Origin of the sequence: Methylobacterium sp. C1 (assembly GCF_001854385.1) — a bacterium.
Taxonomy (GTDB): domain Bacteria; phylum Pseudomonadota; class Alphaproteobacteria; order Rhizobiales; family Beijerinckiaceae; genus Methylobacterium; species Methylobacterium radiotolerans.
This window is the reverse complement of sequence record NZ_CP017640.1, coordinates 2,478,275-2,503,104: the sequence shown is the minus strand read 5'-3', so window position 1 is coordinate 2,503,104 and position 24,830 is coordinate 2,478,275. Positions and strand designations below refer to the sequence as shown.

The window sequence follows — 24,830 nt, the reverse complement described above, 5'->3', positions numbered from 1 at the left end:
ATGCTCGGCCTCGGCATCCTCTCCGGCCTGCTGATCGTGCCGCTCTGCGGCGCGGCCTTCATCCTGACGCTGAACGGCGACGAGGAATCGGTCGCGCGCAACAGCCGCTGGGCCGCGCTCGCCACCACGGTGGTCACCTTCCTGCTCTCCCTGGTGGCCTGGAGCCGCTACGACGCCGCCTCGTCGAGCTTCCAGCTGGTGGAGAGCCACGCCTGGCTCACCGAGACGATCCGGTTCAAGCTCGGCGTCGACGGCTTCTCGATGCCGCTGATCCTGCTGACCACGTTCCTGATGCCGTTCTGCATCGGCGCCTCGTGGCACTCGATCCACTTCCGGGTGAAGGAGTACTTCGTCGCCTTCCTCGTCCTCGAGACGACGATGATCGGCGTGTTCGCCTCCCTCGACCTGCTGCTGTTCTACCTGTTCTTCGAGGCCGGCCTGATCCCGATGTTCCTGATCATCGGCATCTGGGGCGGGCAGCGCCGGATCTACGCGAGCTTCAAGTTCTTCCTCTACACCCTGCTCGGCTCGGTGCTGATGCTGCTCGCCGTGATGGCGATGTACTGGCAGGCCGGCACCACCGACATCCCGACCCTGCTGCAGTACCGCTTCCCGGTGCAGATGCAGACCTGGCTGTGGCTCGCCTTCTTCGCCTCGTTCGCGGTGAAGATGCCGATGTGGCCGGTCCACACCTGGCTGCCCGACGCCCACGTGGAGGCCCCCACCGCCGGCTCCGTGATCCTGGCCGGCATCCTCCTGAAGATGGGCGGCTACGGCTTTATCCGGATCTCGCTGCCGATGCTGCCGGTGGCGAGCCAGGAGTTCGCGCCCTTCGTCTTCGCCCTCTCGGTGATCGCGATCATCTTCACCTCGCTCACCGCGATGATGCAGACCGACATCAAGAAGCTGATCGCCTACTCGTCGGTGGCCCATATGGGCTTCGTGACGCTCGGCCTGTTCACCTTGAACGAGCAGGGCATCCAGGGCGCGCTGTTCCTGATGATCTCCCACGGCATCGTGTCGGGGGCGCTCTTCCTCTGCGTCGGCGTCGTCTACGACCGGATGCACACCCGCGAGATCGCCGCCTATGGCGGCCTCGTGAAGCGGATGCCGCTCTACGCCGTGGCCATGCTGATCTTCACCATGGCCAATGTCGGCCTGCCCGGCACCTCCGGCTTCGTCGGCGAGTTCCTGGCGATGCTCGGCGCCTTCAAGGCGAACCCGAACGTCGCGTTCTTCTCGACCTTCGGCATCATCCTGTCGGCGGCCTACGCCCTGTGGCTCTACGCCCGGGTGATCTACGGCAAGCTGGAGAAGCCGAACCTCCAGGGCATCCTGGATCTCGACACCCGTGAAAAGATCATCCTGGCGCCGCTGGTGGTGCTGACGATCTACTACGGCGTGCATCCGGCCCCGGTGCTCGACGTGTTCGCGCCCTCGACCGACGCGCTCATGGCGAGCATCAAGACCGCGCTCTCGAACACCCAGACGGCCGCCGCGGCGCTGCCGATCCCGCGCTGAGGCGGACACCATGACAACCGTCCACTCCGTCCTGCCGTCGCTGGCGCCGCTCCTGCCCGAGCTGATCCTCGGCGTCGGCGTCATGGTCCTGATCCTCTACGGCGCGTGGCGCGGCGACCGCTCCGCCGAGACCGTCAGCGTCGGCGCCCTGGTCCTGCTCCTCGTCGCCCTGTCGGTGGTGATCTCCCAGCCGGTCCACGGCCGGGTGACGACCCTGTCGGGGGCGTTCGTGTCGGACGCCTTCTCCAAGGTGATGAAGTCGCTGGTGCTGCTCGGCTCGTCGGCGACGATCCTGCTGGCGCACGACTTCTTCAAGCGCGAGCGCATCGACCGGTTCGAGTTCCCGGTGCTGATCGTGCTCTGCACCATCGGCATGATGGTCATGGTCTCGGCCAACGACCTGATCGCGCTCTATCTCGGTCTGGAGTTGCAGTCGCTCGCCGCCTACGTGATCGCCGCCTTCCACCGGGACGACGTGAAGTCCACCGAGGCCGGCCTCAAGTACTTCGTGCTCGGCGCGCTCTCGTCCGGCATGCTGCTCTACGGCGCCTCGCTGGTCTACGGCTTCACCGGCACCGTGTCGTTCCCCGGCATCGTCTCCGCGCTGAACGAGAATGCCGGCTTCGGCATCGTGCTCGGCATCGTGTTCCTGGCGGCCGGCGTCTGCTTCAAGCTGGCGGCCGTGCCGTTCCACATGTGGACGCCCGACGTCTACGAAGGCTCGCCGACCCCGGTGACGGCCTTCTTCGCCTCGGCGCCCAAGATGGCCGCCGTGGCGATGACGGTCCGCGTCTTTATCGGCGCCATGCCGGACGTGACGGCGATCTGGCAGCAGATCTTCATCTTCGTCTCGGTGGTGTCGATGGCGCTCGGCTCCTTCGCGGCGATCGGCCAGACCTCGATCAAGCGCCTGATGGCCTACTCGTCGATCGCCAATATCGGCTACGCGCTGATCGGGCTCGCCTGCGGCTCGGAGGAGGGGATCAGCGGGCTCGTCACCTACATGATCATCTACCTCGCGATGACCCTCGGCACCTTCGCGATCATCCTGTCGCTCCGGCGCCGGGACGTGATGTTCGAGAAGATCGAGGACCTGTCGGGCCTGTCGCGCACGCATCCGTGGCTGGCCTTCTGCCTCGCCGCGATGATGTTCTCGCTGGCCGGCATCCCGCCGCTCGCCGGGTTCTTCGCGAAGTTCTACGTCTTCGCCGCCGCCATCAAGGCGGGCCTCGTGACGCTGGCGGTGATCGGCGTCGTGACCAGCGTGGTCGGCGCCTACTACTACCTGCGCGTCGTGCGGATCATGTACTTCGACGAGCCGAAGGAGCCCTACGAGGCGATGGCGCCGGGCCTGCGCGTGGTGCTCGCCCTGTCGAGCGTCGTGGTGGTGCTGTTCTTCCTGCTGCCCGGCCCGCTGGTCGGCGCCGCCGGCCGGGCCGCCAAGTCGCTGTTCTAGGACGGCCTTGAGCTACCGACTCGGGCCCTCGGCGCGCGCCGAGGGCCACCGCCTGCACGTCCACGACACCCTCGGCTCCACCAACACGGAGGCCATGGCGCGCGCGCGCGCGGGCGAGACCGGCCCGCTCTGGGTCGTGACGCACCGCCAGGAGGCGGGCCGCGGCCGGCGCGGCAACAGCTGGGCCTCGCTTCCCGGGAACCTCGCGGCCAGCGTGCTCTGGCCCGTCGCCGGGGTCGCGCCGGACCACCTCGCCGAACTCGGCTTCGTGGCCGGCCTCGCCCTGATCGAGGCGCTGGAGGCGGCCTGCGGCACCCTGCCGGATACCGGATCCGGCGCCGGGGCCCGATCTTTTTGGCTGAAATGGCCGAACGACGTTCTGCTCGGCGGGGCGAAGCTCGCGGGTCTTCTCCTGGAGGCGGAGACGCTGCCCGGCGGCCGGCGCGCCGCCGTCATCGGCTTCGGCGTGAACGTCGCGGCCGCGCCGGACGGCCTGGAGGCCGCGAGCTTGGCGGCGGCGGGTTACGCGCGCGACGCCGAGGCGCTACTGGAACATCTCTCGGACCGGATGGCCGCGCGGGCGCGCGCCTGGGACCGAGGACGGAATTTCGCTGACCTGCGCGCGGCCTGGCTCGCGCGGGCCGCGGGTCTCGGATCGGAGATCGCGGTGCACAGCGGCGGGCACACCCTGCGGGGCGTGTTCGAGACGATCGACGAGGGGGGGCGGCTCGTGATCCTCGCCCCCGATGGGAACCGGCATACCGTGACGGCGGGCGAGGTGCATTTCGGATCGGCCGCGACGGCGGCCTGAGTTTGGACGACGACAGATGGTTAAAGGACAGGAGGAGCTGGTCTTCCTGCCGCTCGGCGGCGTGGGCGAGATCGGGATGAACGCGGCGCTCTACGGGTTCGGCCCGGAGAAGGGCCGGAAGTGGATCATGGTCGATTGCGGCATGGGCTTCGCCGGCGAGGAGCAGATGCCCGGCGTCGACCTGATGTTCCCCGACCTCTCCTTCATCGAGGAGCGGCGCAAGGACCTGCTGGGGATCTTCATCACCCACGCGCACGAGGACCATATCGGGGCGATCTCGGAACTGTGGCCCCGGCTCAAGGCGCCGGTCTACGCGACCCGCTTCGCCAAGAACCTGCTGGAGACCCGGCGCCTCTCCGAGCCCGGCGCCCCGAAGGTCGAGCTGCGGGAGGTGAAGCCCGGCCGGCGCGTGACCGTCGGCCCGTTCGAGCTCGAGTACGTGCCGGTCTCGCACTCCATCCCGGAATCGAACGCCATCGCCATCCGCACGGCGGCCGGTCTCGTCCTCCACACCGGCGACTGGAAGATCGACCCGACCCCGGTGGCCGGCTCCGTGACGTCGCCGGAGGCGTTCACGGCGCTCGGGGACGAGGGCGTTCTCGCGATCGTGTGCGACTCGACCAACGTCGTGCGCGAGGGCTTCTCGCCGAGCGAGAAGACCGTCGCCGAGACCCTGAAGACGCTGATCGCGGACGCGCCGCACCGGGTCGCGGTGACGACCTTCGCGTCGAACGTGGCCCGCATCCGCGCGGTCGCCGAGGCCGCCGCCGCCTGCGGGCGCGAGGTCATCGCGGTCGGCCGCGCCATGGACCGGGTTATCGACGTCGCCCGCGAGTGCGGCTACCTCGACGGCCTGCCCGAGTTCCGCCGCTCGGATTCGTGGAAGAGCCTGCCGCGGGAGCGCGTCGTCGCCCTGCTCACCGGCTCCCAGGGCGAGCCGCGGGCGGCGCTCGCCCGCGTCTCCCGCCGCGACCACCCGGATATCAGCCTCACCGCCGGCGACCAGGTGATCTTCTCCTCGCGCGCCATCCCGGGCAACGAGCGCGATGTCGGATCGATCATCAACGACCTGATCGAGCAGGGCGTCGAGGTGATCACCGACCGCACCGACCTCGTCCACGTCTCCGGCCACCCGCGCCGGGACGAGATGGTCGAGATGTACCGGTGGACCCGCCCGGGCACCGCGATCCCGGTCCACGGCGAGGCCCTGCACCTCGACGAGCATGCCCGCTTCGCCCGGGCGCAGGGCGTGCAGAACGTGGTCAAGGCCCGCAACGGCAGCCTGATCCGCCTGAGCCCCGGCAAGCCCGAGGTGATCGACCACGTGAAGGCCGGCCGCCTGTTCAAGGACGGCGACGTCCTGATCGACGAGAAGGACCGGGCGATCCCGGAGCGGCGCAAGCTGATGCAGGCCGGCCTGGTCTCGGTGGCGATCGCCATCGACGAGGACGGCGTCGTGCTCGGCGAGCCGGCCGTGGACATCATCGGCCTGCCGAACCGCGGCCGGTCCGGGGAGCCGCTGATCGAGACCGTGGTGGACGCGGTCTCCCGCACCCTCTCGGGGATGTCGCGGGGCAAGCTGAAGGACTCGGAGAGCGTCGAGAAGACGGTCGACCGGGCCGTGCGCACCGCGGTCAACGAGGTGTGGGGCAAGAAGCCGGCCTGCCACGTGCAGGTGGTGGAGGTGTGAGGCTGGCTGCCGATCGCGAGGCGCTGTAATCTGCAGCGCTTCGAGACAGCTGAAGTCTCTCATCGTCGGCCGGAGAAGACACAGGTTCCCTCTCCCGCGCGGGAGAGGGACAGGGCGAGGGGACAGGTTCGGCAGGAGAGGGCGTATCCCTCCCCCCAACCCTCTCCCGCACGGGAGAGGGGCAGGTCGCGTCCGGCCGCACGGGCGGAGCCTTCCCCGCGAACGAACAAAGCTCCCGGACAGGGAGCCAGCGCTGGGGAGGAAACACCATGATCGGCCGTCTCAACCACGTGGCCATCGCCGTGCAGGATCTCGACGCCGCCTGCGCGGTCTATCGCGACACGCTGGGTGCGAAGATCACCGCGCCCCTGCCGCAGCCCGAGCACGGCGTCACCGTCGTGTTCGTCGAGCTGCCGAACAGCAAGATCGAGCTGATGGCCCCCCTGGGCGAGGGCTCGCCGATCGAGTCCTTCGTGGCCCGCAACCCGGGCGGCGGCATCCATCACGTCTGCTACGAGGTCGACGACATCCTGGCCGCCCGCGACAAGCTCAAGGCGCAGGGCGCCCGGGTGCTCGGCACCGGCGAGCCGCGGATCGGCGCCCACGGCAAGCCGGTCCTGTTCCTGCATCCCAAGGACTTCCTGGGCACCCTGGTCGAGCTGGAGCAGGTGTGAGCCGGATGATGACCACGCTCGCCCGCTCGACGCCGATGACGCTGGCCGTCATCGCCGCGATGATCGCCGCCTTCGTGGCGGCGGCGGTGGGCCTGTTCAAGCTGACGGTGGGCGGCGCGATCGCCCTCTACTTCGTGGTCTGGTGGACGCTGCTCTTCGCGGTCCTGCCCCTGCGGAACCAGCCGGAGACGCGGCCCAGCCACGTGGTGCCGGGTCAGGATCCCGGCGCGCCGGCGGCGCCGCGGCTGCGCGAGAAGGCCATCTGGACGACGCTGGTCGCGGGGGCCGCCTTCCTGATCGCCTTGGCGGTGTTCCCGCTGACCGGGCTGTAGGACGGCCGGGAAACCTAGACGGGCGGAGGACCGTCGGGCGCCCCGACACCGCCCAGCCGACGGGTCCCAAGAATAAAAAAAGCAAGGCCCGAGGCCTTGCTTTCAAGCTTCAGTGGCTCGACCTTGAAATATCCCTCGCATTGGCTGCGGGGCGGTCGCTTTTCCTCCCGAGACTCGGACCTTGCGCCACCTCTTCCGGGCGTCGCAAACATCGCCGGACGCTTATAGGAACAACAATTCGTGTTGTCACCGGGTCTGCGAGAAAAATCTGCGCTTTCTTGCCGGCAAATGGGCATACCGCTTCCCGCCTAGGCAGCGGCCTCGCCGCGGCCGGGCCGCCGCCTCCGGTTCGCCGCGATTACGCCCCGCCGTGGTCGCGCAGTGCTTGTAATTTGCGTCTCCGGCGTGTTGTGTGCCGGCGCGCCGCGGCTCCTCCCGGTCGATCCTCTTCCAAGACTCCGAAGACATGCGTCTCTCCCGCTACTTCATGCCGACCTTGCGCGAGACGCCCAAGGAAGCCGAGATCGTCTCGCACCGGCTGATGCTGCGCGCCGGCCTGGTCCGCCAGGAAGCCGCCGGCATCTACGCCTGGCTGCCGCTGGGCCTGCGGGTGCTGGAGCGCGTCTGCGCGGTGATCCGGCGGGAGCAGGACCGGTCCGGCGCCGTCGAGATCCTGATGCCGACGGTGCAGTCCGCCGAGCTGTGGCGGGAATCCGGCCGCTACGACGCCTACGGCAAGGAGATGCTGCGCCTGAAGGACCGGCACGACCGCGAGATGCTCTACGGCCCCACCGCCGAGGAGATGGTCACCGAGATCTTCCGGGCGAGCGTGCGCTCCTACAAGGACCTGCCCAAGAACCTCTACCAGATCTCGTGGAAGTTCCGCGACGAGGTGCGGCCGCGCTTCGGCACGATGCGCTCCCGCGAGTTCCTGATGAAGGACGCCTACTCGTTCGACTTCGACCAGGCCGGCGCCCGCCACGCCTACAACCGGATGTTCGTGGCGTATCTGCGCACCTTCGCGGGCCTCGGCCTGAAGGCGATCCCGATGCGCGCCGATACCGGCCCGATCGGCGGCGACCTGTCCCACGAGTTCATCATCCTGGCGAAGACCGGCGAGAGCGAGGTCTTCTGCGACAAGGCCTATCTCGGCTTCGACATCCCGCCGGCGACCGTCGATTTCGACGACGTCGCCGCCCTGCAGGGCATCGTCGATGCCTGGACCTCGCACTACGCGGCCACCGAGGAGATGCACGAGCCGGCGGCCTTCGCGGAGGTCCCGGAGGACAGCCGCATGGCCGCCCGCGGCATCGAGGTCGGGCACATCTTCTATTTCGGAACGAAGTATTCCGAGCCGATGGGCGCCAAGGTCGCCGGTCCGGACGGGATCGAGCGGCCGGTCCACATGGGCTCCTACGGCATCGGGCCGAGCCGCCTGGTGGCGGCGATCATCGAGGCCAGCCACGACGAGGCCGGGATCATCTGGCCGGACGCGGTCGCGCCGTTCGACGTCGCGCTGATCAACCTCAAGGTCGGGGATTCCGCGACCGAAGCCGCCTGCGCGCAGATCCAGTCCGATCTCGAGGCCGCCGGCCTGTCGGTGCTCTACGACGACCGCGACGAGCGCCCCGGCGCGAAGTTCGCCACCGCCGACCTGATCGGCCTGCCCTGGCAGGTGATCGTCGGGCCCAAGGGCTTGGCGGAGGGCAAGGTCGAGCTGAAGCGGCGTGCCGGTGGCGAGCGCGAGAGCCTCGCGACCGTCGATCTGCTGGCACGCATCCGGCGCGTCTGAGGCGTGCCGATGGCCGCCTCAGCGAAGCTGGACCGGGTTCGGACCTTCGCGGCCTCGCTCGCGGCCTCGTTCCGCCAGGGCACCGCGCCCTTCGCGCCGTTCGAGTGGATCCTCGCCGGCCGCTACCTGCGCGCCCGGCGCCGGGGCGGCGGCGTCTCGGTGGTGGCGTTCTTCTCGGTGCTCGGCATCGCGCTCGGCGTCGCCACGCTGATCATCGTCCTGTCGGTGATGAACGGCTTCCGGGCGGAACTGCTGTCGAAGATCGTCGGCATCAACGGCCACCTGTTCGCGACGCCCATCGACCGGCCGTTCAACGACTGGACCGACCTGTCGGAGCGCCTGTCGAAGGTGGCGGGCGTGCGCGCGGCGGTGCCGCTGGTCGAGGGCCAGGCCTTCGCCTCCTCGCAGTATGGCGGCTCGGGGGTGATCATCCGCGGCGTGCGGGCGGCCGACCTCGACGCGCTGGCGGCCGTCTCCTCGGCGATCCGCGGCGGCACCCTGGAGGGCTTCGACGACGGCACGGGCGTGCTGATCGGGCGGCGGCTCGCCGACACGCTGGGCCTGCAGGCCGGCGACACGATCACGCTGGTCACGCCCAAGGGCTCGTCGACGCCGTTCGGGACGGCGCCGCGCACCAAGAGCTACACCGTCAAGGCGGTCTTCGAGGTCGGCATGACCGAGTTCGACCAGACCTTCGTGTTCATGCCGCTGACCGAGGCCCAGGCCTTCTTCAACAAGGACGGCGACGTGAGCATGATCGAGATTTACGTCGACGATCCCGACCATGTTGGCGACATGCGCGAGCCCCTGGAGATGGCGGCCGAGCGCCCGATCCTGCTGACCGACTGGCGCCAGCGCAACCGGACCTTCTTCGGGGCCCTGGAGGTCGAGCGGAACGTCATGTTCCTGATCCTCAGCCTGATCGTCGTGGTGGCGACGCTCAACATCGTCTCCGGCCTGATCCTGCTGGTGCGCGACAAGTCGAGCGACATCGCCATCCTGCGCACCATGGGGGCGACCCCGGGCACGATCATGCGGGTGTTCCTGATCAACGGTGCGCTGATCGGCGTCGTCGGGACGCTCAGCGGGCTGGGGCTCGGCGTCCTGATCACCCTCAACATCAAGCCGATCCAGCACGTGCTGTTTCCGGGCGCCTGGGACCCCACGGTGCGGTTCCTCGCCGAGATCCCGGCCCAGATGAACCCGAAGGAGATCACTGCCGTGGTGATCACCTCCCTGCTGCTGTCGCTCGCGGCGACGCTGTATCCCTCCTGGCGCGCCGCCCGGCTCGATCCGGTGCAGGCCCTCCGCTACGGCTGACGGGCCCATCCGATGAGCGATTCGAGCCAGACCGCCGGCGACCCGCCGGTGCCGGCCCTGTTCTTCTCCCGCGTCGAGCGGCGCTACGCCCAGGCCGAGGGCGCCTTGGAGATCCTGCGCGGGGCCGATCTCGCGATCTGGCCGGGCGAGCTGGTGGCGCTCGTGGCGCCGTCGGGCGCCGGCAAGTCGACGCTGCTGCACCTCGCCGGCCTGCTGGAGCGGCCCGACGGGGGCGAGATCTACATCGGCGGCCACCCGACCGCCGCGATGGCGGATGCCGAGCGGACCCGCCTGCGGCGCGAGGAGATGGGCTTCGTCTACCAGTTCCACCATCTCCTGCCGGAATTCTCCGCGCTGGAGAACGTGGTGATGCCCCAGCTCATCCGCGGCCTGAAGCGCCCGGAGGCGAAGGCCCGGGCCACGGAGCTCCTCAGCTTCCTGGGCCTCAAGGAGCGGCTGCCGCACCGCCCCGCGGAGCTGTCGGGGGGCGAGCAGCAGCGCGTCGCCATCGCCCGGGCGGTGGCCAACGGCCCGCGCCTCCTCCTCGCCGACGAGCCGACCGGCAACCTCGATCCCGGGACGGCGGGCCACGTCTTCTCGGTCCTGATGGCCCTGGTCCGCGCCTCGGGGCTCGCCGCCCTGGTCGCGACCCACAACCTGGAATTGGCCGCCCGCATGGATCGGCGGGTCACCATCCGGGACGGCCTGATCACGCAGCTCGACTGAGCGGCCCCACATCCGGGCAGAGTGCCCCGTGCGCCGGCGCAGCGACGGCACGCGGCGAACGCCCGCCCACGCGTGCACCGTCGGCCTCGATCAACCACAAGGCGCATCGCTTCGAACCCGCGACGCGACCCGGTCCGCGGGCCTACGCTCCCCGCAAGTGCACGCGATCTTTAATCCGTCGCGCCGCGTGCGGCGCGTCACGCCGCGGAAGACGCCCGCTCCCTACCTTACGATCACGCAAGATAAAACAGAGCCGAACAACCGGCCTGTACTGCGTGATCTCTGGAGCCTGACCATGAAGACCCGTATCGCCGTCGCCGTCACCGCACTTGTCCTTGGCGTCGCTCCGATCTCGTCCGCTCTGGCGGCGAACGGCGCCCGCTGGACAGGCTTCACTCCCTACGAGGTCGAGACCACGGGCGCGCTGGGCCTCGGGGTCCACGACAATCCCAACTATGTCGGCTGCCCGCTGAGCTCGGCCGCCGAGGGCAACGCCGATCAGCAGACCCGGCCGGTGAAGCAGTACGGCCAGACCGCCGGCGGCTACCGCTGCTGATCCGACGGGAGGACGGATGAAGCTGAAAGCGCTCTCCTACGTCATGATCGGCGCCTTCGTGAGCGGCCTGCTCATGACCATCGTCGGTTCGGCCACCACGTTGTTGGGCCAGTGATCGGAGGCGCCGCCCCGTACAGGGCGGCGCCTCCCGCGCGCGCGGCCGGTGCAGTCAGGACGCGCCGGAACCGGCCTCCGCGCTCGTCAGCCGCTCCACGTAATCGCAGGCGTCGCGGATGGCATCGGGGCCTTCCGCCATCCGAGCCCGGGCCGCCGCGCAGGCCCGCGCCACCGCGGGGTCGGCGAGGAGCCGCCCGAGCACGCGCGCCGCGCGCGCGGGCCGGAAGGCGCGGCGGCTCAGGGTGGCGCCCAGATCCCGATCCTTCAGCCGCCGCCCCTCGTCGAAATGGTCGAAGGCCACCGGCACCACGAGCTGCGGGACGCCCGCCGCCAGGGCCTGCGCGACCGTGCCGACGCCGCCGTGATGGACCAGCGCCGCGCTGCGCGGCAGCAGGGCGCTCAGGGGCGCGTAGGGAAGGTGGACGATCCCGGCCGGCAGCGGCTTCGGGATCTGCCCGCCCTGGGGGGCGAGCAGGACGCCGCGCCGGCCCATGCGCCGGCACAGCCGCACCGCGGTGTCGAAGAAGCCGGCGCCCTGGCGCATGGCCGAGCCGTAGGTGAACACGATCGGCGGGTCGCCCGCGTCGAGGAACGCTTCCAGCTCCGGCGGCATGGCCGCCACGTCGCCGAACCGGTCGACCAGCGGGAAGCCGAGCTGCACCGCCTGGCCCGGCCAGTCGGCCTGCGGCTCCGCGTACCAGTCGGGAAACATCAGGAGCATGCCGGTCGGGCTGTTCCACCAGTGCCGCAGCCGGTAGACCGGATCGAGGCCGAGACGCGCCCGCAGGGCGTTCAGCGGCGGCAGCGTGAACGGGCCGACCGCCACCTTGTCGACGCCGAGATTCACGTAGGCCCGCAGGGCGGCCGGCAGCACGCGCGGCAGCGGCAGGCCCGGCAGGCGCGGCGGATCGTACCGGCTCTCGATCAGGAACGGCATGACGTGCAGCGTCGCGGTCGGCAGATCGTAGAGGTCCTGCGCGAGCCGCGCGCCCCAGCCCAGCGGCGAGGCGACCACCCGCAGGTCGACCCCCCGGGCGCGGGTCGCGCCGAGCCACAGGCAGGCCGCCTCGGCGACCTGCAGGGCGTAATCGAACATCGGGCGGAAGCCCTGCTGCGGGTGCCAGAGATCCGGCTGGCGGATCACCGCCTCGTAATCCGCTACCGTACCCAGGGGCTGGAAGGCGAGGCCCGCCCGGCGGGCCATCGCCTCGAACGGGGCCGGGGCCGCGAGCGAGACGCCGTGACCGCGCTTCAGGAGCTCGTGCCCCAGCGCGATGAACGGCAGCACATCGCCATGTGTGCCGACGGCCACGAGGGCGACGTCGAACCGTTCGACCGTCCGGTGCTCGGGAATGGCTTGCTCCTTCGAACCCCCCAGCCGGTGACGAGTTCGTCTCGAAGGCGGGGGCATGCCAGCCCGCCCGATCCGCATCAAGACACTTTTTACCTTATCGGAGAAACGGGACCGCCCTGTGACCCGCGGGCCCTTCCAAAGGAACAAAACATGAACATACTAGGACCGGAACACAGGAGGCAGGTCGATGCTGAAGCGGATGGTCCTGACCGGAATGGTCGAGTTCATGGCGTTCGGGATGCTGTTCGCGGCTTTCGGCGCCTGGGCGATAGCCTTGGCACCGGTTCGTTAGCCGGTTTTTTCCGAAGACCGCCCGGTTCCGTCCGCGGACGGGTTATGCACAGGCGATGGGCCGCCGGACGCCGATTGTCCACAGGGGCGGGCCGAACTGGTGCTTCCGGAGCACGACCGGTGGATATCGTCCTTCGGCGGCCCGGCACACGTCGACTTGAGGCCGGCGAGCGGGGATGCTGCCCGACCCCGGAACAAGGTCGGCCATGCCACGCCAGCTCAAGGAGGTCGGATTCGTCCACCTCCACGTCCACTCGTCCTATTCTCTCCTCGAAGGGGCGCTGAAGGTCGGTTCCCTGATCAAGGCGGCGGTCGCCGACCGGCAGCCGGCCCTGGCGCTCACCGACACCAACAACCTGTTCGGGGCGCTGGAATTCTCCGAGAAGGCGGCCGGGGAGGGCGTCCAGCCGATCGCCGGCGTGCAGCTCTCGGTGGCGTTCGAGGCCGCCGACCCGCATCAGCGCCAGGCACCGACGAGCCACGGCATCGTGCTCCTCGCCCAGGACGAGACCGGCTACGCCAACCTGCTGCGGCTGGCGAGCCGCGCCTATTTCGACACGGCGCTCGGCGAGGCACCGCGCCTGGATGCGGGAGCACTGGCGGGCGCCTCCGAGGGACTGATCGCGCTGACCGGCGGGATGGCGGGCCCCCTCGACGCGGCCTTCCGGGCGGGCCGACCGGAGCTCGCCCTCAACCGTCTGAAGCGCCTAAAAGAGACCTTCGGCGAGGACCGGCTCTACGTGGAGATCCAGCGCCACGGCCTGCCCGAGGAGGGGCGGATCGAGACCGCGCTCCTCGACCTCGCCGGTCGGCACGGCCTCGGGATCGTGGCGACGAACGAGCCCTTCTTCGCCAAGCCGGACGATTACGACGCCCACGACGCGCTGCTCGCCATCGCGGAGGGCCGCCTCGTCTCCGACGACCGCCGCCGCCGGCTGACGCCGACGCACGCCTTCAAGACCCGCGCCGAGATGGCCGAGCTGTTCCGCGACCTGCCGGACGCGCTCCAGGCCACGGTCGAGATCGCCATGCGCTGCGCGGTCCGGGCGCGGACCCGCAAGCCGATCCTGCCGAATTTCGGCGCCGTAGCGGCGGGCGAGACGCCTCCCATGGCGGATGCCCTGGCCGAGGCGTCCGACGCGGGCGCGCAGGCGGTCTCGGCCGACGAGCCGACCGAGCTGCGCCGGCAGGCCGAGGCGGGGCTGGAACTGCGCCTGAAGCAGCACGGCACGGCGCCCGGCTTCGCCGAGGAGGATTACCGCAAGCGCCTCGCCTTCGAGCTCGACGTCATCGTCAAGATGAAGTTCCCGGGCTACTTCCTGATCGTCTCGGACTTCATCAAGTGGGCCAAGGACCACGACATCCCGGTGGGCCCGGGCCGCGGCTCCGGCGCCGGCTCGCTGGTGGCGTGGTCGCTGCTGATCACCGACCTCGACCCGCTGCGCTTCGGCCTGCTGTTCGAGCGCTTCCTCAACCCCGAGCGCGTCTCGATGCCGGATTTCGACATCGATTTCTGCGTCGAGGGCCGCGAGCGGGTGATCAAGTACGTGCAGCAGCGCTACGGCGAGGGGCAGGTCGGGCAGATCATCACCTTCGGTACGCTGCTCGCCCGCGGCGTGCTGCGCGATGTCGGCCGCGTCCTCGAGATGCCGTACGGGCAGGTCGACAAGCTGACCAAGCTCGTGCCGCAGAACCCGGCCAACCCGGTGACCCTCGCCCAGGCGATCGAGGGCGAGCCCAAACTCCAGCAGGCCATGGAGGAGGAGCCGATCGTCGGTCGGCTCATCGACATCTCCAAGAAGCTGGAAGGCCTGCACCGCCACGCCTCGACCCACGCCGCCGGCGTGGTGATCGGCGACCGGCCCCTGGAGGAGCTGGTCCCGCTCTACCGAGACCCGAAGACCGGCATGCGCGTGACCCAGTTCAACATGAAGTGGGTCGAGCAGGCGGGGCTGGTGAAGTTCGACTTCCTGGGCCTCAAGACCCTGACCATGCTGCGCTGCTGCACGGATCTCCTCAAGCAGCGCGGCATCCACATCGACCTCGCCTCGCTGCCGCTCGACGACCCGAACACCTACGGGCCCATGGGCCGGGGCGAGACGGTCGGCGTGTTCCAGGTGGAATCGGCCGGCATGCGCAAGGCGCTCTGCGAGATGCAGGCCGACCGGCTGGAGGACATCATCGCCCTGGTGGCGCTCTACCGGCCGGGCCCGATGGCCAACATCCCGGTCTACTGCGAGCGCAAGCTCGGCCGCGACGCCGGCAACGAGGCGTCCTGGTACCCGGACCCGAAGCTGGAGCCGATGCTGAAGGAGACCTTCGGCATCATCGTCTACCAGGAACAGGTGATGGAGATCGCCAAGGTGCTCGCCGGCTACTCGCTCGGCGAGGCCGACATGCTCCGGCGCGCCATGGGCAAGAAGATCCGCGCCGAGATGGACGCGCAGCGCGACCGGTTCCTGAAGGGCTGCACCGAGCGCGGCCTGACCAAGGCCAAGGCCAACGAGATCTTCGACCTGCTCGCCAAGTTCGCCGATTACGGCTTCAACAAGAGCCACGCGGCGGCCTACGCGCTGCTGACCTACCAGACTGCCTACCTGAAGGCGAACTTCCCGGTCGAGTTCCTGGCCGCCGCCATGACCCTCGACATCGACAACACCGACAAGCTGGCCGAATTCCGCCAGGACGCCCAGCGCCTGAAGATCACGGTCGAGCCGCCCTCGATCAACACCTCGGGCGAGGTGTTCGAGGTGCGCGACGGCAAGATCTTCTACGCGCTGGCCGCCATCAAGGGCGTCGGGCGCGAGGCGGTGCGGGCGCTGGTGGAGGCCCGCGGCGACCGGCCGTTCAAGGACCTCGCCTGCCTCGCCCGCCGGTTGAACCCCCGGATGATCAACAAGCGCACCCTGGAGAGCCTCGTCCAGGCGGGGGCGCTCGACTGCATCGAGCCGGACCGGGCCCGCGCCTTCGCGGCGGTGGAGCCGATCATGAAGCTCGCGGCCAGCGCGGCGGAGGCCGAGACCGCCGGCGTCACCGACATGTTCGGCGGCGTGGTGGCGGACGACGTGTCCCTGCGTATCCCGCCCCACGAGATCTGGCCGATGGCCGACACGCTGAAGCGCGAGTACGCGGCGATCGGCTTCTTCATCTCGGGCCATCCGCTCGACGAGTACGGCGACCTTCTCGACAAGCTGCGGGTGCAGAGCTGGACGGATTTCTGCCGCGCGGTCCGGGCCGGGACCTCGAGCGTCGGCCGGGTCGCGGCCTCGGTGCTCGACCGGGCGGAGCGGCGGACCAAGACCGGCAACAAGATGGGTATCGTCACCCTGTCGGACCGGACCGCGCATTTCGAGGCGATCATCTTCTCCGAGGGCCTCGGCCAGTACCGCGACATCCTCGAGCCGGGCCGCCCGCTCGTCCTTCAGCTTCAGGCCAACCTGGAGGGCGAGGACGTGCGCGCCCGCATCCTCACCGCGGAACCCCTGGACCAGGCGGTCGCCCGCCACCAGAAGGGCATCCGCATCCATCTGAGCGACCCGCGCGGCGTCGCCCCCGTGCAGCAGCGCCTGTCCATGCGGGGCGAGAGCGAGGTCTCGCTGATCCTCAAGCTCGACGGCGGCGAGCGCGAGGTGGAGATCCGGCTGCCCGGAAAATTCCAGGCGAGTCCGGCGCTCGCCGGCCAGCTCCGGACCGTGCCGGGTGTGGTGCAGGTGGAGGTGAGCTAGCCTCCCCCGGCGTGCGGAAGACCGTCCCGTCATTCCGGGGCTCGCCTCGGGCGAGCCCCGGAATGACGGCGCGGATGCCTGACCGAGAACACTCGCGAAACCCGACCGGTTGGACCTCGGCGCACCCTGCGACGAGGATCCATGGACCAGCCCCGTCCGAAACCCGACACCGACGACCCGGACAGGCCACGCGGCCGTGGCAGCCTCCTCCACGCCCTCGGTACCGGGGTGATCACCGGCGCCGCCGACGACGACCCCTCCGCCATCGGCACCTATGCGAGCGCCGGCGCCCGGTACGGCCTCGGGTTCCTGTGGATCGCCCCGGTCGTCCTGCCGATGATGGTCGTGGTCGTCTACCTCTCTGCCAAGCTCGGGCAGGTCTACGGCAAGGGCCTGTTCGCCATCGTGCGCGACCGCTACCCGCGCTGGGTCCTCTACCCGCTCGTGGCCGGCGCCTTCGCGGGCAACGTCATCGAGGCGGCGGCCAATCTCGGCGGGATCGGCGCGGCCCTCAACCTGCTGGTCCCGGTCCCGATCCCCGCCATCGTGGTCGGCGCCGCCGCGGCGATCCTGAGCCTGCAGATCTTCGGCTCCTACGCGCTCCTGCGGGACATCTTCCGCTGGCTGGCGCTCGCCCTGTTCGCCTACGTGGCGGCCGCGATCCTGGCCCGTCCCGACCCCGCCGAGATCCTGCGCGGCACCCTCGTGCCGCAGGTCCGGTTCGATGCCGACTTCCTGGCGATGATCGTCGCCTGCATCGGCACCTCGCTCTCGGCCTACATCTACACGTGGCAGTCGAACCAGGAGGTCGAGGAGGAGATCGCCCTGGGACGGCGCACGCTGCGGCAGCGCAAGGGTGCGACCGATGCCGAGCTGCGCAAGACCCGCCGGGACGTGATGATCGGGATGCTGTTCTCGAACATCATCCTCTACTTCATCGTCCTGTCCACGGGCGCGACGCTGCATCAGGCGGGGCAGACCGAGATCGAGAGCGCCGCCCAGGCCGCGGCCGCCCTGGAGCCCCTGGCGGGGGCAGGGGCCAAGTACCTGTTCGCCCTCGGGGTCGTCGGCGTCGGCTTCCTGGCGGTGCCGGTGATGACCACGGGGGCGGCCTACGACCTCGTGCAGGGGATCGGCCGGACGGGCAGCCTGCACGCCCGTCCGAGCGAGGCCAAGCTGTTCTACGGCACGATCGCGGCCGTGACCGTGCTGGCGGTGGGTCTGAACTTTCTCGGCTTCAACCCGATGCGGGCGCTCGTCTGGTCCGGCATCGTGCAGGGCTTCTCGGTGCCGCCGCTCCTGCTCCTCATGATGCTGATGACCAACGACCGGGCCGTGATGGGCGGCCGCGTCAATGGCCGCGTGACCAACGGGCTCGGATGGCTGACCACCGCTGCGACCTTCCTCGCCACGCTCTGCCTGGTCGGGACATGGGTCCTGTGAGGCGCCGGCCGGGCCGCCTCAGAACGGCGCCGCGAGGCAGCCGTCGAGGGCCGCCTTCAGGGCGGCGGCGTCGGCCTCCGCGACCGTGAACGTCGCCGTCAGGGCGGGGTCTCCCGGGCGCGGGCTCGCCTGTGTCCAGGTCAGCTTGGTCCCGGGCTGGGCGAGGGCCAGGGCCACCCCGCGCAGCGGATCCTCGCCCCGGCGCGCGCCCGTCACCGTCAGCGTGAAGCCCGCCTCCGGCCCGGTCGCGGCGCCCCGGACCGGCATGCGCACGGAGCGCACGCTGCCGTCACTGGAAACCAGGATCCCGGTGAGGGGCTTCTCGCTGTCGGCCCCTTCGAGGCCCGCGAAGTCGAAGCGCGGCGCCAGCTCGGCGAAGCGCGGCACGGTCATCGCGGCGGACAGGCCGGTGCCGCCCGGATCGCAGGCGACGTGCAGGGTCGCCGGCCGCCGGTCCGCCTCGAGGGTCGCGGTGCCGGTCAGGTCCGCGCTGCCGCCGGGCGCCCGGGCGCTCCCGGCCAGCAGCGGCGTCCGGCCGGTGAGGATGTCGGACAGGCTGTCCCCGCGGCTCAGCGGTCCGGCCAGGAGAGCAACGGCGGCGATGACGACCACCGCCAGGGCCACGCCGATCCGGAGCCGCATCCTATCCTCCGCCTGTGGACATCACGGGCCGGCGGCATAGACGATCGCGGCCGCATCGCAACCCTTCGTTCACCACGTCCGCGGGGAAGCGGCTGGCCGCGCGCCCGCGTGCACTGCAGCAACTCCGTAAAAACCGATCGTTCCTATGCACCGACGCTCAAGCTTGAGCGTCGCCATGCGCACGAAGATCCTGCTCGTCCTCACCCTCCTCGTCTACGTCACCACCGGCCGTGCCCCCGGCATCCGGGAGCCGCGCAACCCGGACGCGGAGCACGGCGGCGGGCGGGTCGTGGTCGCGACCAAGCGGGCCTGGATCTGAGCCGCCGGCATCCGGTCGTCGCCCTCGGTCCACGCGTTCGGTCGACGCGTTCGGCTCCGTCCGCGCGCGAGGCGCGGAGGACCGGGGATCACGCTCCCGGCGCGCAGGCCCTGAGCCGCGCGGCCACCAGGGCCTGGAGGCTCCAGAGGTGGCGGTCGCGGATCCCGAGGCGCTCGCAGGCCTCCACGGTCCGGAACAGGTACTCGGCGCTCGGCCCCTTGTGGCCGCAGGCCGCGGCGATCTTCTCGGCGATCTCCGCATCCGAGAGGCGGCCGGCGTAGCGGTCGCTGGCGCGGTTGGCCAGGAAGGTCAGGGCCGAGACGGTCCCGGCCTCCGTGGCGACCGGCAGCCAGCGGGCGACGTAGCCGCGGCCGCGCATCTCGCGGCGCCAGACCGGCATCAGCGCCTCGCGGATCTCCATGCCGGGCAGGCGGAAGGCCACGCCCCGGCACAGGCCGCCGCGGTCCAGCGCCAGCACGAAGCCCGGCCGGTCCGGCGTCCCGCGGAACCGGCGCTGAAGCAGGCAGAACCGGCGATGGAAGCCGCGCACGGTCCCGATCCGGCGCTCGGCGACGGGAAATTCCGGATTCCACATCAGCGAGCCGTAGGCGAAGACCCAGAGGTCGCTGCCCTCGCGCCCGGCGACGATCGCGTCGAGCCCGGGGCGCAGCTCCGCGTCCGAGAGAACCTCGAGGGCGCTCGGGTCGTCGGGGATCGGGACGGAATGGGCGCGGGCGATCAGGTCGAGGCTGAGGTCGAGGGTGCGGGCGGGCGCGGCGGGCATGGGCCCTCAACGCCCGGGCCTCACGGCTTGTTGCCCAGCGCGTCGAGTTCGGGGAAGGGTCGGGTGCGGTGCCCGGCGCAGACCTCGTCGTCGTCGAGCACTGAGAGCCGGTCGTTGTCGTCGAGCAGCGCCACCCTCGGCCGCTCGGGCTTGCCGAAGGTCCGCCCGTACATCCGGCCCGACACGCAGTAGATCACCCGGCCGCCGTCCGCGATCGGCCCGGCGATCCGGCTGCCCGCGAACCGGACGGGCAGCAGGGACACCGCGCCGAACTCGACCTGCCTCAGGGCCAGGGCGGCGATGCGCCGGAGGAGGGCCGGGGAGGGGACAGACTCGGCGGCGGGCCTCGATGCCCGCGGCGCGGCCTGCGCACCGGCGGCGAGGAGGACCATCAGGGCGGCGAGGGCGACGCGGCGCGGCATCGGTCATCGCTACCCGGCCAAGGCTGCCTGGGGCTGGGCACCGCGCGGGGCAGCGCCGACCGCCGCGGCTCCCTATATGAGAGGCAGGCGCGGAGCGCACCGCTCACCCGATCTCTCACACGAAGACGCGACGTTCGATGCAGTGGACCGACGACGCCCTGGTGCTCGGCCTGCGCCGGCACGGGGAGACCGGCGTCATCCTCGAGGCCATGACCGAGGCCCACGGGCGCCACCTCGGCCTCGTGCACGGCGGGCGCTCGCGCCGGATGCAGCCCGTTCTGCAGGCCGGGAACCGCGTCCGCCTGACGTGGCGGGCGCGCCTCGACGACGGCCTCGGCTCCTACGCGGTGGAACCCCTCGAGTCGCAGCTCTCGCGGCTGATCGGATCGAGCCTCGCCCTCTACGGCATGAACCACATGGCCGCCCTGCTGCGGCTCCTCCCCGAGCGCGACCCGCATCCGGCGCTCTACGAGGCGGCGGGGATTCTGGTCGAGCACCTCGACGACCCCGCCGTCGCCCCGCCTCTGATGGTGCGGTTCGAGCTGGCGATCCTGTCGGAGCTCGGCTTCGGCCTCGACCTGACCGCCTGCGCGGCCACCGGCGGCAACGACGCCCTGGCCTACGTGTCGCCGAAGAGCGGCCGGGCGGTCAGCGCCTCGGCCGGCGAGCCCTACCGGGACCGCCTGCTGGCGCTCCCGACCTTCCTGCACGCGGGCGGGTCCCCCGGTCCCGACGGCGTTGCCCAAGGGTTTACCTTGACGGGATACTTCCTCGACCGGCACGTCTGGGGTCCGCGCGGCCTCGGGCCGCCCGAGGAGCGGGCGCGATTCGTTGCGCTCGGCCGCGAGGCCGGGTAATGTTCGCGTTCTGTTCTAGAAACGCCCGGGCTTGAGCGTGGCTCGACCCGGGACGAACAAACCCGTCATTCCGGGGCCGCGGAGCGGAGCCCGGAATCCAGACGCGCACGCGGCCCGGCAGGATCGTCCGTCTCCTCCGGCAGGGCAGGCGGGTCTGGATTCCGGGCTCGCCTCCGGCGCCCCGGAATGACGGATTGCTGCATGAGGTGGCGCCGCTGTTCGGCGGCCCCGCCCTGAGACAGGAGCCGTCATGGGCCAGCCCTTCGAGCCGCCGTCCGGCGACGGGATCGAGAGCGTCGAGCTGAAATCCGCGCTGGAGGAGCGCTACCTCGCCTACGCGCTCTCCACGATCATGCACCGGGCCCTGCCGGACGCCCGCGACGGGTTGAAGCCCGTGCACCGGCGCATTCTGTACGGGATGCGGCTGCTCCGGCTCGACCCGACCACCGCGCACAAGAAATGCGCCAAGATCGTCGGCGACGTGATGGGCGATTTCCACCCGCACGGCGACCAGGCGATCTACGACGCGCTGGTGCGGCTCTCCCAGGACTTCGCCCAGCGCTACCCGCTGGTCGACGGCCAGGGCAACTTCGGCAACATCGACGGCGATGGCCCGGCCGCCTACCGCTACACCGAGGCGCGGCTCACCGAGGTCGCGCGCCTCCTGCTCGACGGGATCGACGAGGACACGGTCGATTTCCGCCCCTCCTACAACGGCGAGAAGGAGGAGCCGGTCGTCCTGCCGGCGGCCTTCCCGAACCTGCTGGCCAACGGCAGCCAGGGCATCGCGGTCGGCATGGCGACCTCGATCCCGCCGCACAACGCCGCCGAGCTGTGCGACGCGGCGCTCTACCTGATCAACCATCCCGAGGCGACCTCGGGTCAGCTCGCCAAGTTCGTCCAGGGGCCGGATTTCCCGACCGGCGGCATCCTGATCGACTCGGCCGAGTCGGTCGCCGAGGCCTACCGGACCGGCCGCGGCGCCTTCCGGGTCCGGGCCCGCTGGGCCAAGGAGGATCTCGGCCGCGGCACGTGGAACATCGTCGTCACCGAGATTCCCTACGGCATCCCGAAGGGCCGGCTGATCGAGAAGATGGCCGAGCTGCTGCAGGAGAAGAAGCTGCCGCTCCTCGCCGACGTGCGCGACGAATCGGCCGAGGACGTGCGCATCGTGCTGGAGCCGCGCTCGCGCACGGTCGATCCCGTGATCCTGATGGAATCTTTGTTCCGGCTGACCGAGCTGGAGGCGCGGATTCCGCTCAACCTCAACGTCCTGGTCGGCGGCCTCGTGCCGAAGGTGATCGGGCTCGCCGAGTGCCTGCGCGAATGGGTCGACCACCGCCGCGTGGTGCTGCAGCGCCGCTCGCGCTACCGCCTCGGCCAGATCGACCGGCGCCTTGAGATCCTGGGCGGCCTGCTCATCGTCTATCTCGACCTCGACGAGGTGATCCGCATCATCCGCGAGGAGGACGAGCCGAAGGCCGCCCTCATGGCCCGGTTCGAGCTGACTGAGATCCAGGCCAACGCGATCCTCGACACCCGCCTGCGCTCCCTGCGCAAGCTCGAAGAGATGGAGCTGAAGCGCGAGTTCGACGCGCTCACCGCCGAGAAGGCCGAGATCGACGCCCTGCTCGCCTCCGAGCCGGCGCAGTGGAAGGCGATCCAGGCGCAGATCCGCGCCGTGAAGAAGACCTTCGGGCCCGAGACCAAGCTCGGCAAGCGCCGCACGACGCTGGCGAGCCCGCCGGATGTCGGCGGCATCGACTTCACGGCGGCGCTGGTCGAGCGCGAGCCCATCACCGTGATCGTCTCGACCAAGGGCTGGATCCGGGCACTCAAGGGCCACGTGGCGGACCTCTCCGGCGTGGCGTTCAAGGGCGACGACACCCTGAAGATCGCCTTCCCGACCGAGACCACGCAGAAGATCCTGCTGCTCGCCACCAACGGCAAGGTGTTCACGCTGGAGGCCTCGAAGCTGCCGGGCGGGCGCGGCTTCGGCGACCCGGTGCGGCTGATGGCCGACCTCGACGACGGCACCGAGATCGTGGCGGCGCTGCCCTACCGGCCGGAGACCAAGCTGCTGATCGCGGGCTCCGACGGGCGCGGCTTCCTGGCGCCCGCGGACGCGCTGGTGGCCAACACCCGCAAGGGCAAGAACGTGCTGGGTCTCGACGGCGACGCCAAAGCGGCCGTGCTGGTGCCGGCGGACGGCGACCACGTCGCGGTGGTGAACACCGAGAAGCTGCTCCTGATCTTCCCGGTCTCCGAGGTGGCGGAACTCGCCCGCGGCAAGGGCGTGCGGCTCCAGCGCTGCCGCAGCGGAAGCCTCCTCGACGCGCACGTCTTCAAGCTGGCGGACGGCCTGCCCTGGCAGGACGGCTCGGCCGAAGGCCGGCTCGCCAACGTCTCGGTGCTGGAGAAGTGGCTCGGCCACCGGGCCGAGGTCGGGCTGATGATGGCGCGCAGCTTCCCGAAATTCGAGCGGTTCGGGCGGTGAGGGAGGCCGGGGGCGCTCCAGTGCCCCCTCCCGGCCTGAGGTGCCAGTGCTCGCTGGACCCCTCCTTCTGGACGGCTCCACCGCAGCTCAGGACGAGGGCGCGGTCGGGCGCGGTCTCCGCGTTGCGGAGGCCGCTGTCCTCAATGCGCCCGCTGGGCGAGCCAGAGCGCGCCGAAGGCCAGCACGCCGCCACCGAGCGGAACCGCGAGCAGGAGGAGAAGCTGGGCTGTCGTCATGGCCGAAGGTTCCGCAATGCGTGCCTCACGGCCCAATGTATGGCGCCACTCATGATCCAGCAAACCACCATGGCGATGAGCACGGGCGCGAAGTGCGGACGATCCGACAGGGCGGTCGAGATGAACGGCGCGAAACCGCCGACGGCGAAGATCGCGACGGCCAGGCCGTTGGCGTAGGTCGCCGAGAACTTGATCCGCTCGTTCGCCACGAGCGTGTCGCGCGCTTCGCTCTCCGCTTCCGACATCGAACCAGAGCCCCCGGCCGGCCGCGAGCTTAGCCGATACCGGCGACGCGGACCATGAGCCTGCCGGCCGCCTCACCGCCCCGTCACGGCCGCCTCGTCCGCCGCCCAGAGGTGCTGTGCCGCGTAGGCCCGGAACGGGCGCCACGCCTCCGCCCGGGCCAGGAGCTCCGCCGGGCTCGGCCGCCCGGTGCCGGTCTCCAGCGCCCGCAGCAGCCCGACATCGCCCACCGGCAGGGCGTCGGGCAGCTTGAGCGCCCGCATGGCGATGTACTGCGCGGTCCAGGGCCCGATCCCGCGGATCGCCGTGAAGCGGAGCAGAGCGGCCTCCAGCGACTCGGCCGGAGCGAACAGGTCCGGGTCGGCCAGCGCCGCCGCCGCGAGCGCCCGGATCGCCGCGCCGCGGGCGCGGGGCATGTTGAGCGCCCGGGCGACATCCGCCTCGACCAGATCCGCCGGCGCCGGGAAGACGTGGGTCAGGCCGCCCGACGGCTCCGCCAGCGGCGTCCCGAACGCCGCCACCAGCTTGCCCGCGAGGCCGATCGCGGCCGCCACCGACACCTGCTGGCCGAGGATCGCCCGGCAGCCGGTCTCGAACGGGTCCCAAGCCCCCGGCAGGCGCAGACCCGGCCGCGCGGCCACGAGCGGGGCCAGGATCGGATCCCCGGCGAGGCAGGCCGCGACGGCGCCGGGATCGGCGTCGCAGTCGAACAGGCGGCGCAGGCGCCCGGCGACCGCTTCGGCGTGCCCGGCCTCGACGCCGCGGAGCGTGACGCGCAGGCCGTCCGCGCCGGGGGCCACCGTCAGGAGGCCGTGCCGCCCCGCGACGCTGACCGTACGCGCGTAGGCCTCCGCGGGATCCGTCGCCTCGACGCCCGGGATCGCCCGCTTGGCCAGGAAGGCGCGGATCGCCCCCCAGTCGTAGGGCGGCCGGACGGGCAGGCAGAGCTCGATCGCCTCCGCAAACACGAAGGGCGGCCTCTCGGCCGCCCCGCTGGTCGCGTCTCCGGACAGGTGATCCCG

At 70.8% G+C, this 24,830-nt stretch carries 21 protein-coding genes; 15 read left to right on the top strand and 6 right to left on the bottom strand.

The annotated features are described in order from the left end of the window. The 10 genes from BKE41_RS11500 to BKE41_RS11455 all read left to right on the top strand — a co-directional run bounded on the left by BKE41_RS11500 (position 1) and on the right by BKE41_RS11455 (position 10,878). On the top strand, positions 1 to 1,521 hold the full coding sequence (locus BKE41_RS11500) for an NADH-quinone oxidoreductase subunit M (RefSeq protein WP_012319026.1): 1,521 nt from the start codon (positions 1 to 3) through the stop codon (positions 1,519 to 1,521). Positions 1,522 to 1,531: 10 nt separating this feature from the next. Further along, entirely contained in the window at positions 1,532 to 2,977 is a 1,446-nt protein-coding gene (gene nuoN / locus BKE41_RS11495) for an NADH-quinone oxidoreductase subunit NuoN (RefSeq protein ID WP_012319025.1), read from the top strand. A 7-nt stretch (positions 2,978 to 2,984) separates the two neighbouring features. After that, positions 2,985 to 3,788, top strand: a complete 804-nt coding sequence (locus BKE41_RS11490; protein WP_070999421.1) for a biotin--[acetyl-CoA-carboxylase] ligase — start codon at positions 2,985 to 2,987, stop codon at positions 3,786 to 3,788. Between the two features lie 16 nt (positions 3,789 to 3,804). Further along, positions 3,805 to 5,478 carry a ribonuclease J gene (locus BKE41_RS11485; protein ID WP_012319023.1) on the top strand — a complete coding sequence of 558 codons (1,674 nt, stop codon included), beginning with the start codon at positions 3,805 to 3,807 and terminating at the stop codon, positions 5,476 to 5,478. A gap of 269 nt (positions 5,479 to 5,747) precedes the next feature. Continuing rightward, the gene (mce, locus tag BKE41_RS11480; protein ID WP_012319022.1) at positions 5,748 to 6,152 is read left to right on the top strand and encodes a methylmalonyl-CoA epimerase; all 405 of its coding nucleotides are present in this window, start codon (positions 5,748 to 5,750) and stop codon (positions 6,150 to 6,152) included. 5 nt (positions 6,153 to 6,157) lie between these two features. Next, entirely contained in the window at positions 6,158 to 6,484 is a 327-nt protein-coding gene (locus BKE41_RS11475) for a DUF1467 family protein (protein WP_024830242.1), read from the top strand. A gap of 466 nt (positions 6,485 to 6,950) precedes the next feature. Beyond that, positions 6,951 to 8,276 carry a proline--tRNA ligase gene (gene proS / locus BKE41_RS11470; protein ID WP_012319020.1) on the top strand — a complete coding sequence of 442 codons (1,326 nt, stop codon included), beginning with the start codon at positions 6,951 to 6,953 and terminating at the stop codon, positions 8,274 to 8,276. Positions 8,277 to 8,285: 9 nt separating this feature from the next. Further along, positions 8,286 to 9,596, top strand: a complete 1,311-nt coding sequence (locus BKE41_RS11465) for a lipoprotein-releasing ABC transporter permease subunit (protein WP_012319019.1) — start codon at positions 8,286 to 8,288, stop codon at positions 9,594 to 9,596. A gap of 12 nt (positions 9,597 to 9,608) precedes the next feature. Then, a complete protein-coding gene (locus tag BKE41_RS11460) occupies positions 9,609 to 10,322 on the top strand; it encodes an ABC transporter ATP-binding protein (RefSeq protein ID WP_012319018.1) in 714 nt (237 codons plus the stop codon). A gap of 295 nt (positions 10,323 to 10,617) precedes the next feature. Beyond that, positions 10,618 to 10,878: a hypothetical protein gene (locus BKE41_RS11455; protein WP_053622713.1), complete on the top strand. Its 261-nt coding sequence runs from the start codon at positions 10,618 to 10,620 to the stop codon at positions 10,876 to 10,878. Positions 10,879 to 11,047: 169 nt separating this feature from the next. Here BKE41_RS11455 and BKE41_RS11450 read toward each other — a convergent pair whose 3' ends face one another. Continuing rightward, entirely contained in the window at positions 11,048 to 12,406 is a 1,359-nt protein-coding gene (locus tag BKE41_RS11450; RefSeq protein ID WP_245295949.1) for a glycosyltransferase, read from the bottom strand. A gap of 440 nt (positions 12,407 to 12,846) precedes the next feature. On the opposite strand from BKE41_RS11450, the gene dnaE reads away from it, so the two are divergent. Beyond that, entirely contained in the window at positions 12,847 to 16,365 is a 3,519-nt protein-coding gene (dnaE, locus tag BKE41_RS11445) for a DNA polymerase III subunit alpha (RefSeq protein ID WP_024830246.1), read from the top strand. A 141-nt stretch (positions 16,366 to 16,506) separates the two neighbouring features. Then, the gene (locus BKE41_RS11440; RefSeq protein WP_058607640.1) at positions 16,507 to 17,808 is read left to right on the top strand and encodes an Nramp family divalent metal transporter; all 1,302 of its coding nucleotides are present in this window, start codon (positions 16,507 to 16,509) and stop codon (positions 17,806 to 17,808) included. 18 nt (positions 17,809 to 17,826) lie between these two features. Here the strand turns inward: BKE41_RS11440 and BKE41_RS11435 are convergent, their stop codons facing one another. Then, positions 17,827 to 18,450 (bottom strand): hypothetical protein, encoded by a 624-nt coding sequence (locus BKE41_RS11435; protein ID WP_024830248.1) that lies wholly within the window; start codon positions 18,448 to 18,450, stop codon positions 17,827 to 17,829. Positions 18,451 to 18,625: 175 nt separating this feature from the next. Here BKE41_RS11435 and BKE41_RS31620 point away from each other — a divergent pair, with 175 nt between their 5' ends. Beyond that, positions 18,626 to 18,769: a hypothetical protein gene (locus BKE41_RS31620; protein WP_012319010.1), complete on the top strand. Its 144-nt coding sequence runs from the start codon at positions 18,626 to 18,628 to the stop codon at positions 18,767 to 18,769. 88 nt (positions 18,770 to 18,857) lie between these two features. Here BKE41_RS31620 and BKE41_RS11430 read toward each other — a convergent pair whose 3' ends face one another. Both BKE41_RS11430 and BKE41_RS11425 read right to left on the bottom strand, forming a co-directional pair. Next, positions 18,858 to 19,553 carry a gamma-glutamylcyclotransferase gene (locus BKE41_RS11430; protein ID WP_024830249.1) on the bottom strand — a complete coding sequence of 232 codons (696 nt, stop codon included), beginning with the start codon at positions 19,551 to 19,553 and terminating at the stop codon, positions 18,858 to 18,860. A 20-nt stretch (positions 19,554 to 19,573) separates the two neighbouring features. Beyond that, a complete protein-coding gene (locus tag BKE41_RS11425; protein ID WP_070999420.1) occupies positions 19,574 to 19,975 on the bottom strand; it encodes a hypothetical protein in 402 nt (133 codons plus the stop codon). A gap of 137 nt (positions 19,976 to 20,112) precedes the next feature. Between BKE41_RS11425 and recO the strand changes: the two genes are divergently transcribed. Next, the gene (gene recO / locus BKE41_RS11420; protein WP_024830250.1) at positions 20,113 to 20,832 is read left to right on the top strand and encodes a DNA repair protein RecO; all 720 of its coding nucleotides are present in this window, start codon (positions 20,113 to 20,115) and stop codon (positions 20,830 to 20,832) included. Positions 20,833 to 21,082: 250 nt separating this feature from the next. Further along, the gene (parC, locus tag BKE41_RS11415) at positions 21,083 to 23,329 is read left to right on the top strand and encodes a DNA topoisomerase IV subunit A (RefSeq protein ID WP_070999419.1); all 2,247 of its coding nucleotides are present in this window, start codon (positions 21,083 to 21,085) and stop codon (positions 23,327 to 23,329) included. A gap of 232 nt (positions 23,330 to 23,561) precedes the next feature. Here parC and BKE41_RS11410 read toward each other — a convergent pair whose 3' ends face one another. Then, entirely contained in the window at positions 23,562 to 23,810 is a 249-nt protein-coding gene (locus tag BKE41_RS11410; protein ID WP_012319004.1) for a hypothetical protein, read from the bottom strand. 72 nt (positions 23,811 to 23,882) lie between these two features. Next, entirely contained in the window at positions 23,883 to 24,776 is an 894-nt protein-coding gene (locus BKE41_RS11405; RefSeq protein ID WP_058607642.1) for an AlkA N-terminal domain-containing protein, read from the bottom strand. Positions 24,777 to 24,830 lie beyond the last annotated feature (54 nt).

Bases quoted from the DNA above. Each gene is read 5' to 3' on its own strand.
- BKE41_RS11500 (WP_012319026.1), top strand. From the start codon at position 1: ATGCTCGGCCTCGGCATCCTCTCCGGCCTGCTGATCGTGCCGCTCTGC.
- nuoN (WP_012319025.1), top strand. From the start codon at position 1,532: ATGACAACCGTCCACTCCGTCCTGCCGTCGCTGGCGCCGCTCCTGCCC.
- BKE41_RS11485 (WP_012319023.1), top strand. From the start codon at position 3,805: ATGGTTAAAGGACAGGAGGAGCTGGTCTTCCTGCCGCTCGGCGGCGTG.
- mce (WP_012319022.1), top strand. From the start codon at position 5,748: ATGATCGGCCGTCTCAACCACGTGGCCATCGCCGTGCAGGATCTCGAC.
- BKE41_RS11475 (WP_024830242.1), top strand. From the start codon at position 6,158: ATGATGACCACGCTCGCCCGCTCGACGCCGATGACGCTGGCCGTCATC.
- proS (WP_012319020.1), top strand. From the start codon at position 6,951: ATGCGTCTCTCCCGCTACTTCATGCCGACCTTGCGCGAGACGCCCAAG.
- BKE41_RS11465 (WP_012319019.1), top strand. From the start codon at position 8,286: ATGGCCGCCTCAGCGAAGCTGGACCGGGTTCGGACCTTCGCGGCCTCG.
- BKE41_RS11460 (WP_012319018.1), top strand. From the start codon at position 9,609: ATGAGCGATTCGAGCCAGACCGCCGGCGACCCGCCGGTGCCGGCCCTG.
- BKE41_RS11455 (WP_053622713.1), top strand. From the start codon at position 10,618: ATGAAGACCCGTATCGCCGTCGCCGTCACCGCACTTGTCCTTGGCGTC.
- BKE41_RS11450 (WP_245295949.1), bottom strand. From the start codon at position 12,406: ATGCCCCCGCCTTCGAGACGAACTCGTCACCGGCTGGGGGGTTCGAAG.
- dnaE (WP_024830246.1), top strand. From the start codon at position 12,847: ATGCCACGCCAGCTCAAGGAGGTCGGATTCGTCCACCTCCACGTCCAC.
- BKE41_RS11440 (WP_058607640.1), top strand. From the start codon at position 16,507: ATGGACCAGCCCCGTCCGAAACCCGACACCGACGACCCGGACAGGCCA.
- BKE41_RS11435 (WP_024830248.1), bottom strand. From the start codon at position 18,450: ATGCGGCTCCGGATCGGCGTGGCCCTGGCGGTGGTCGTCATCGCCGCC.
- BKE41_RS31620 (WP_012319010.1), top strand. From the start codon at position 18,626: ATGCGCACGAAGATCCTGCTCGTCCTCACCCTCCTCGTCTACGTCACC.
- BKE41_RS11430 (WP_024830249.1), bottom strand. From the start codon at position 19,553: ATGCCCGCCGCGCCCGCCCGCACCCTCGACCTCAGCCTCGACCTGATC.
- BKE41_RS11425 (WP_070999420.1), bottom strand. From the start codon at position 19,975: ATGCCGCGCCGCGTCGCCCTCGCCGCCCTGATGGTCCTCCTCGCCGCC.
- recO (WP_024830250.1), top strand. From the start codon at position 20,113: ATGCAGTGGACCGACGACGCCCTGGTGCTCGGCCTGCGCCGGCACGGG.
- parC (WP_070999419.1), top strand. From the start codon at position 21,083: ATGGGCCAGCCCTTCGAGCCGCCGTCCGGCGACGGGATCGAGAGCGTC.
- BKE41_RS11410 (WP_012319004.1), bottom strand. From the start codon at position 23,810: ATGTCGGAAGCGGAGAGCGAAGCGCGCGACACGCTCGTGGCGAACGAG.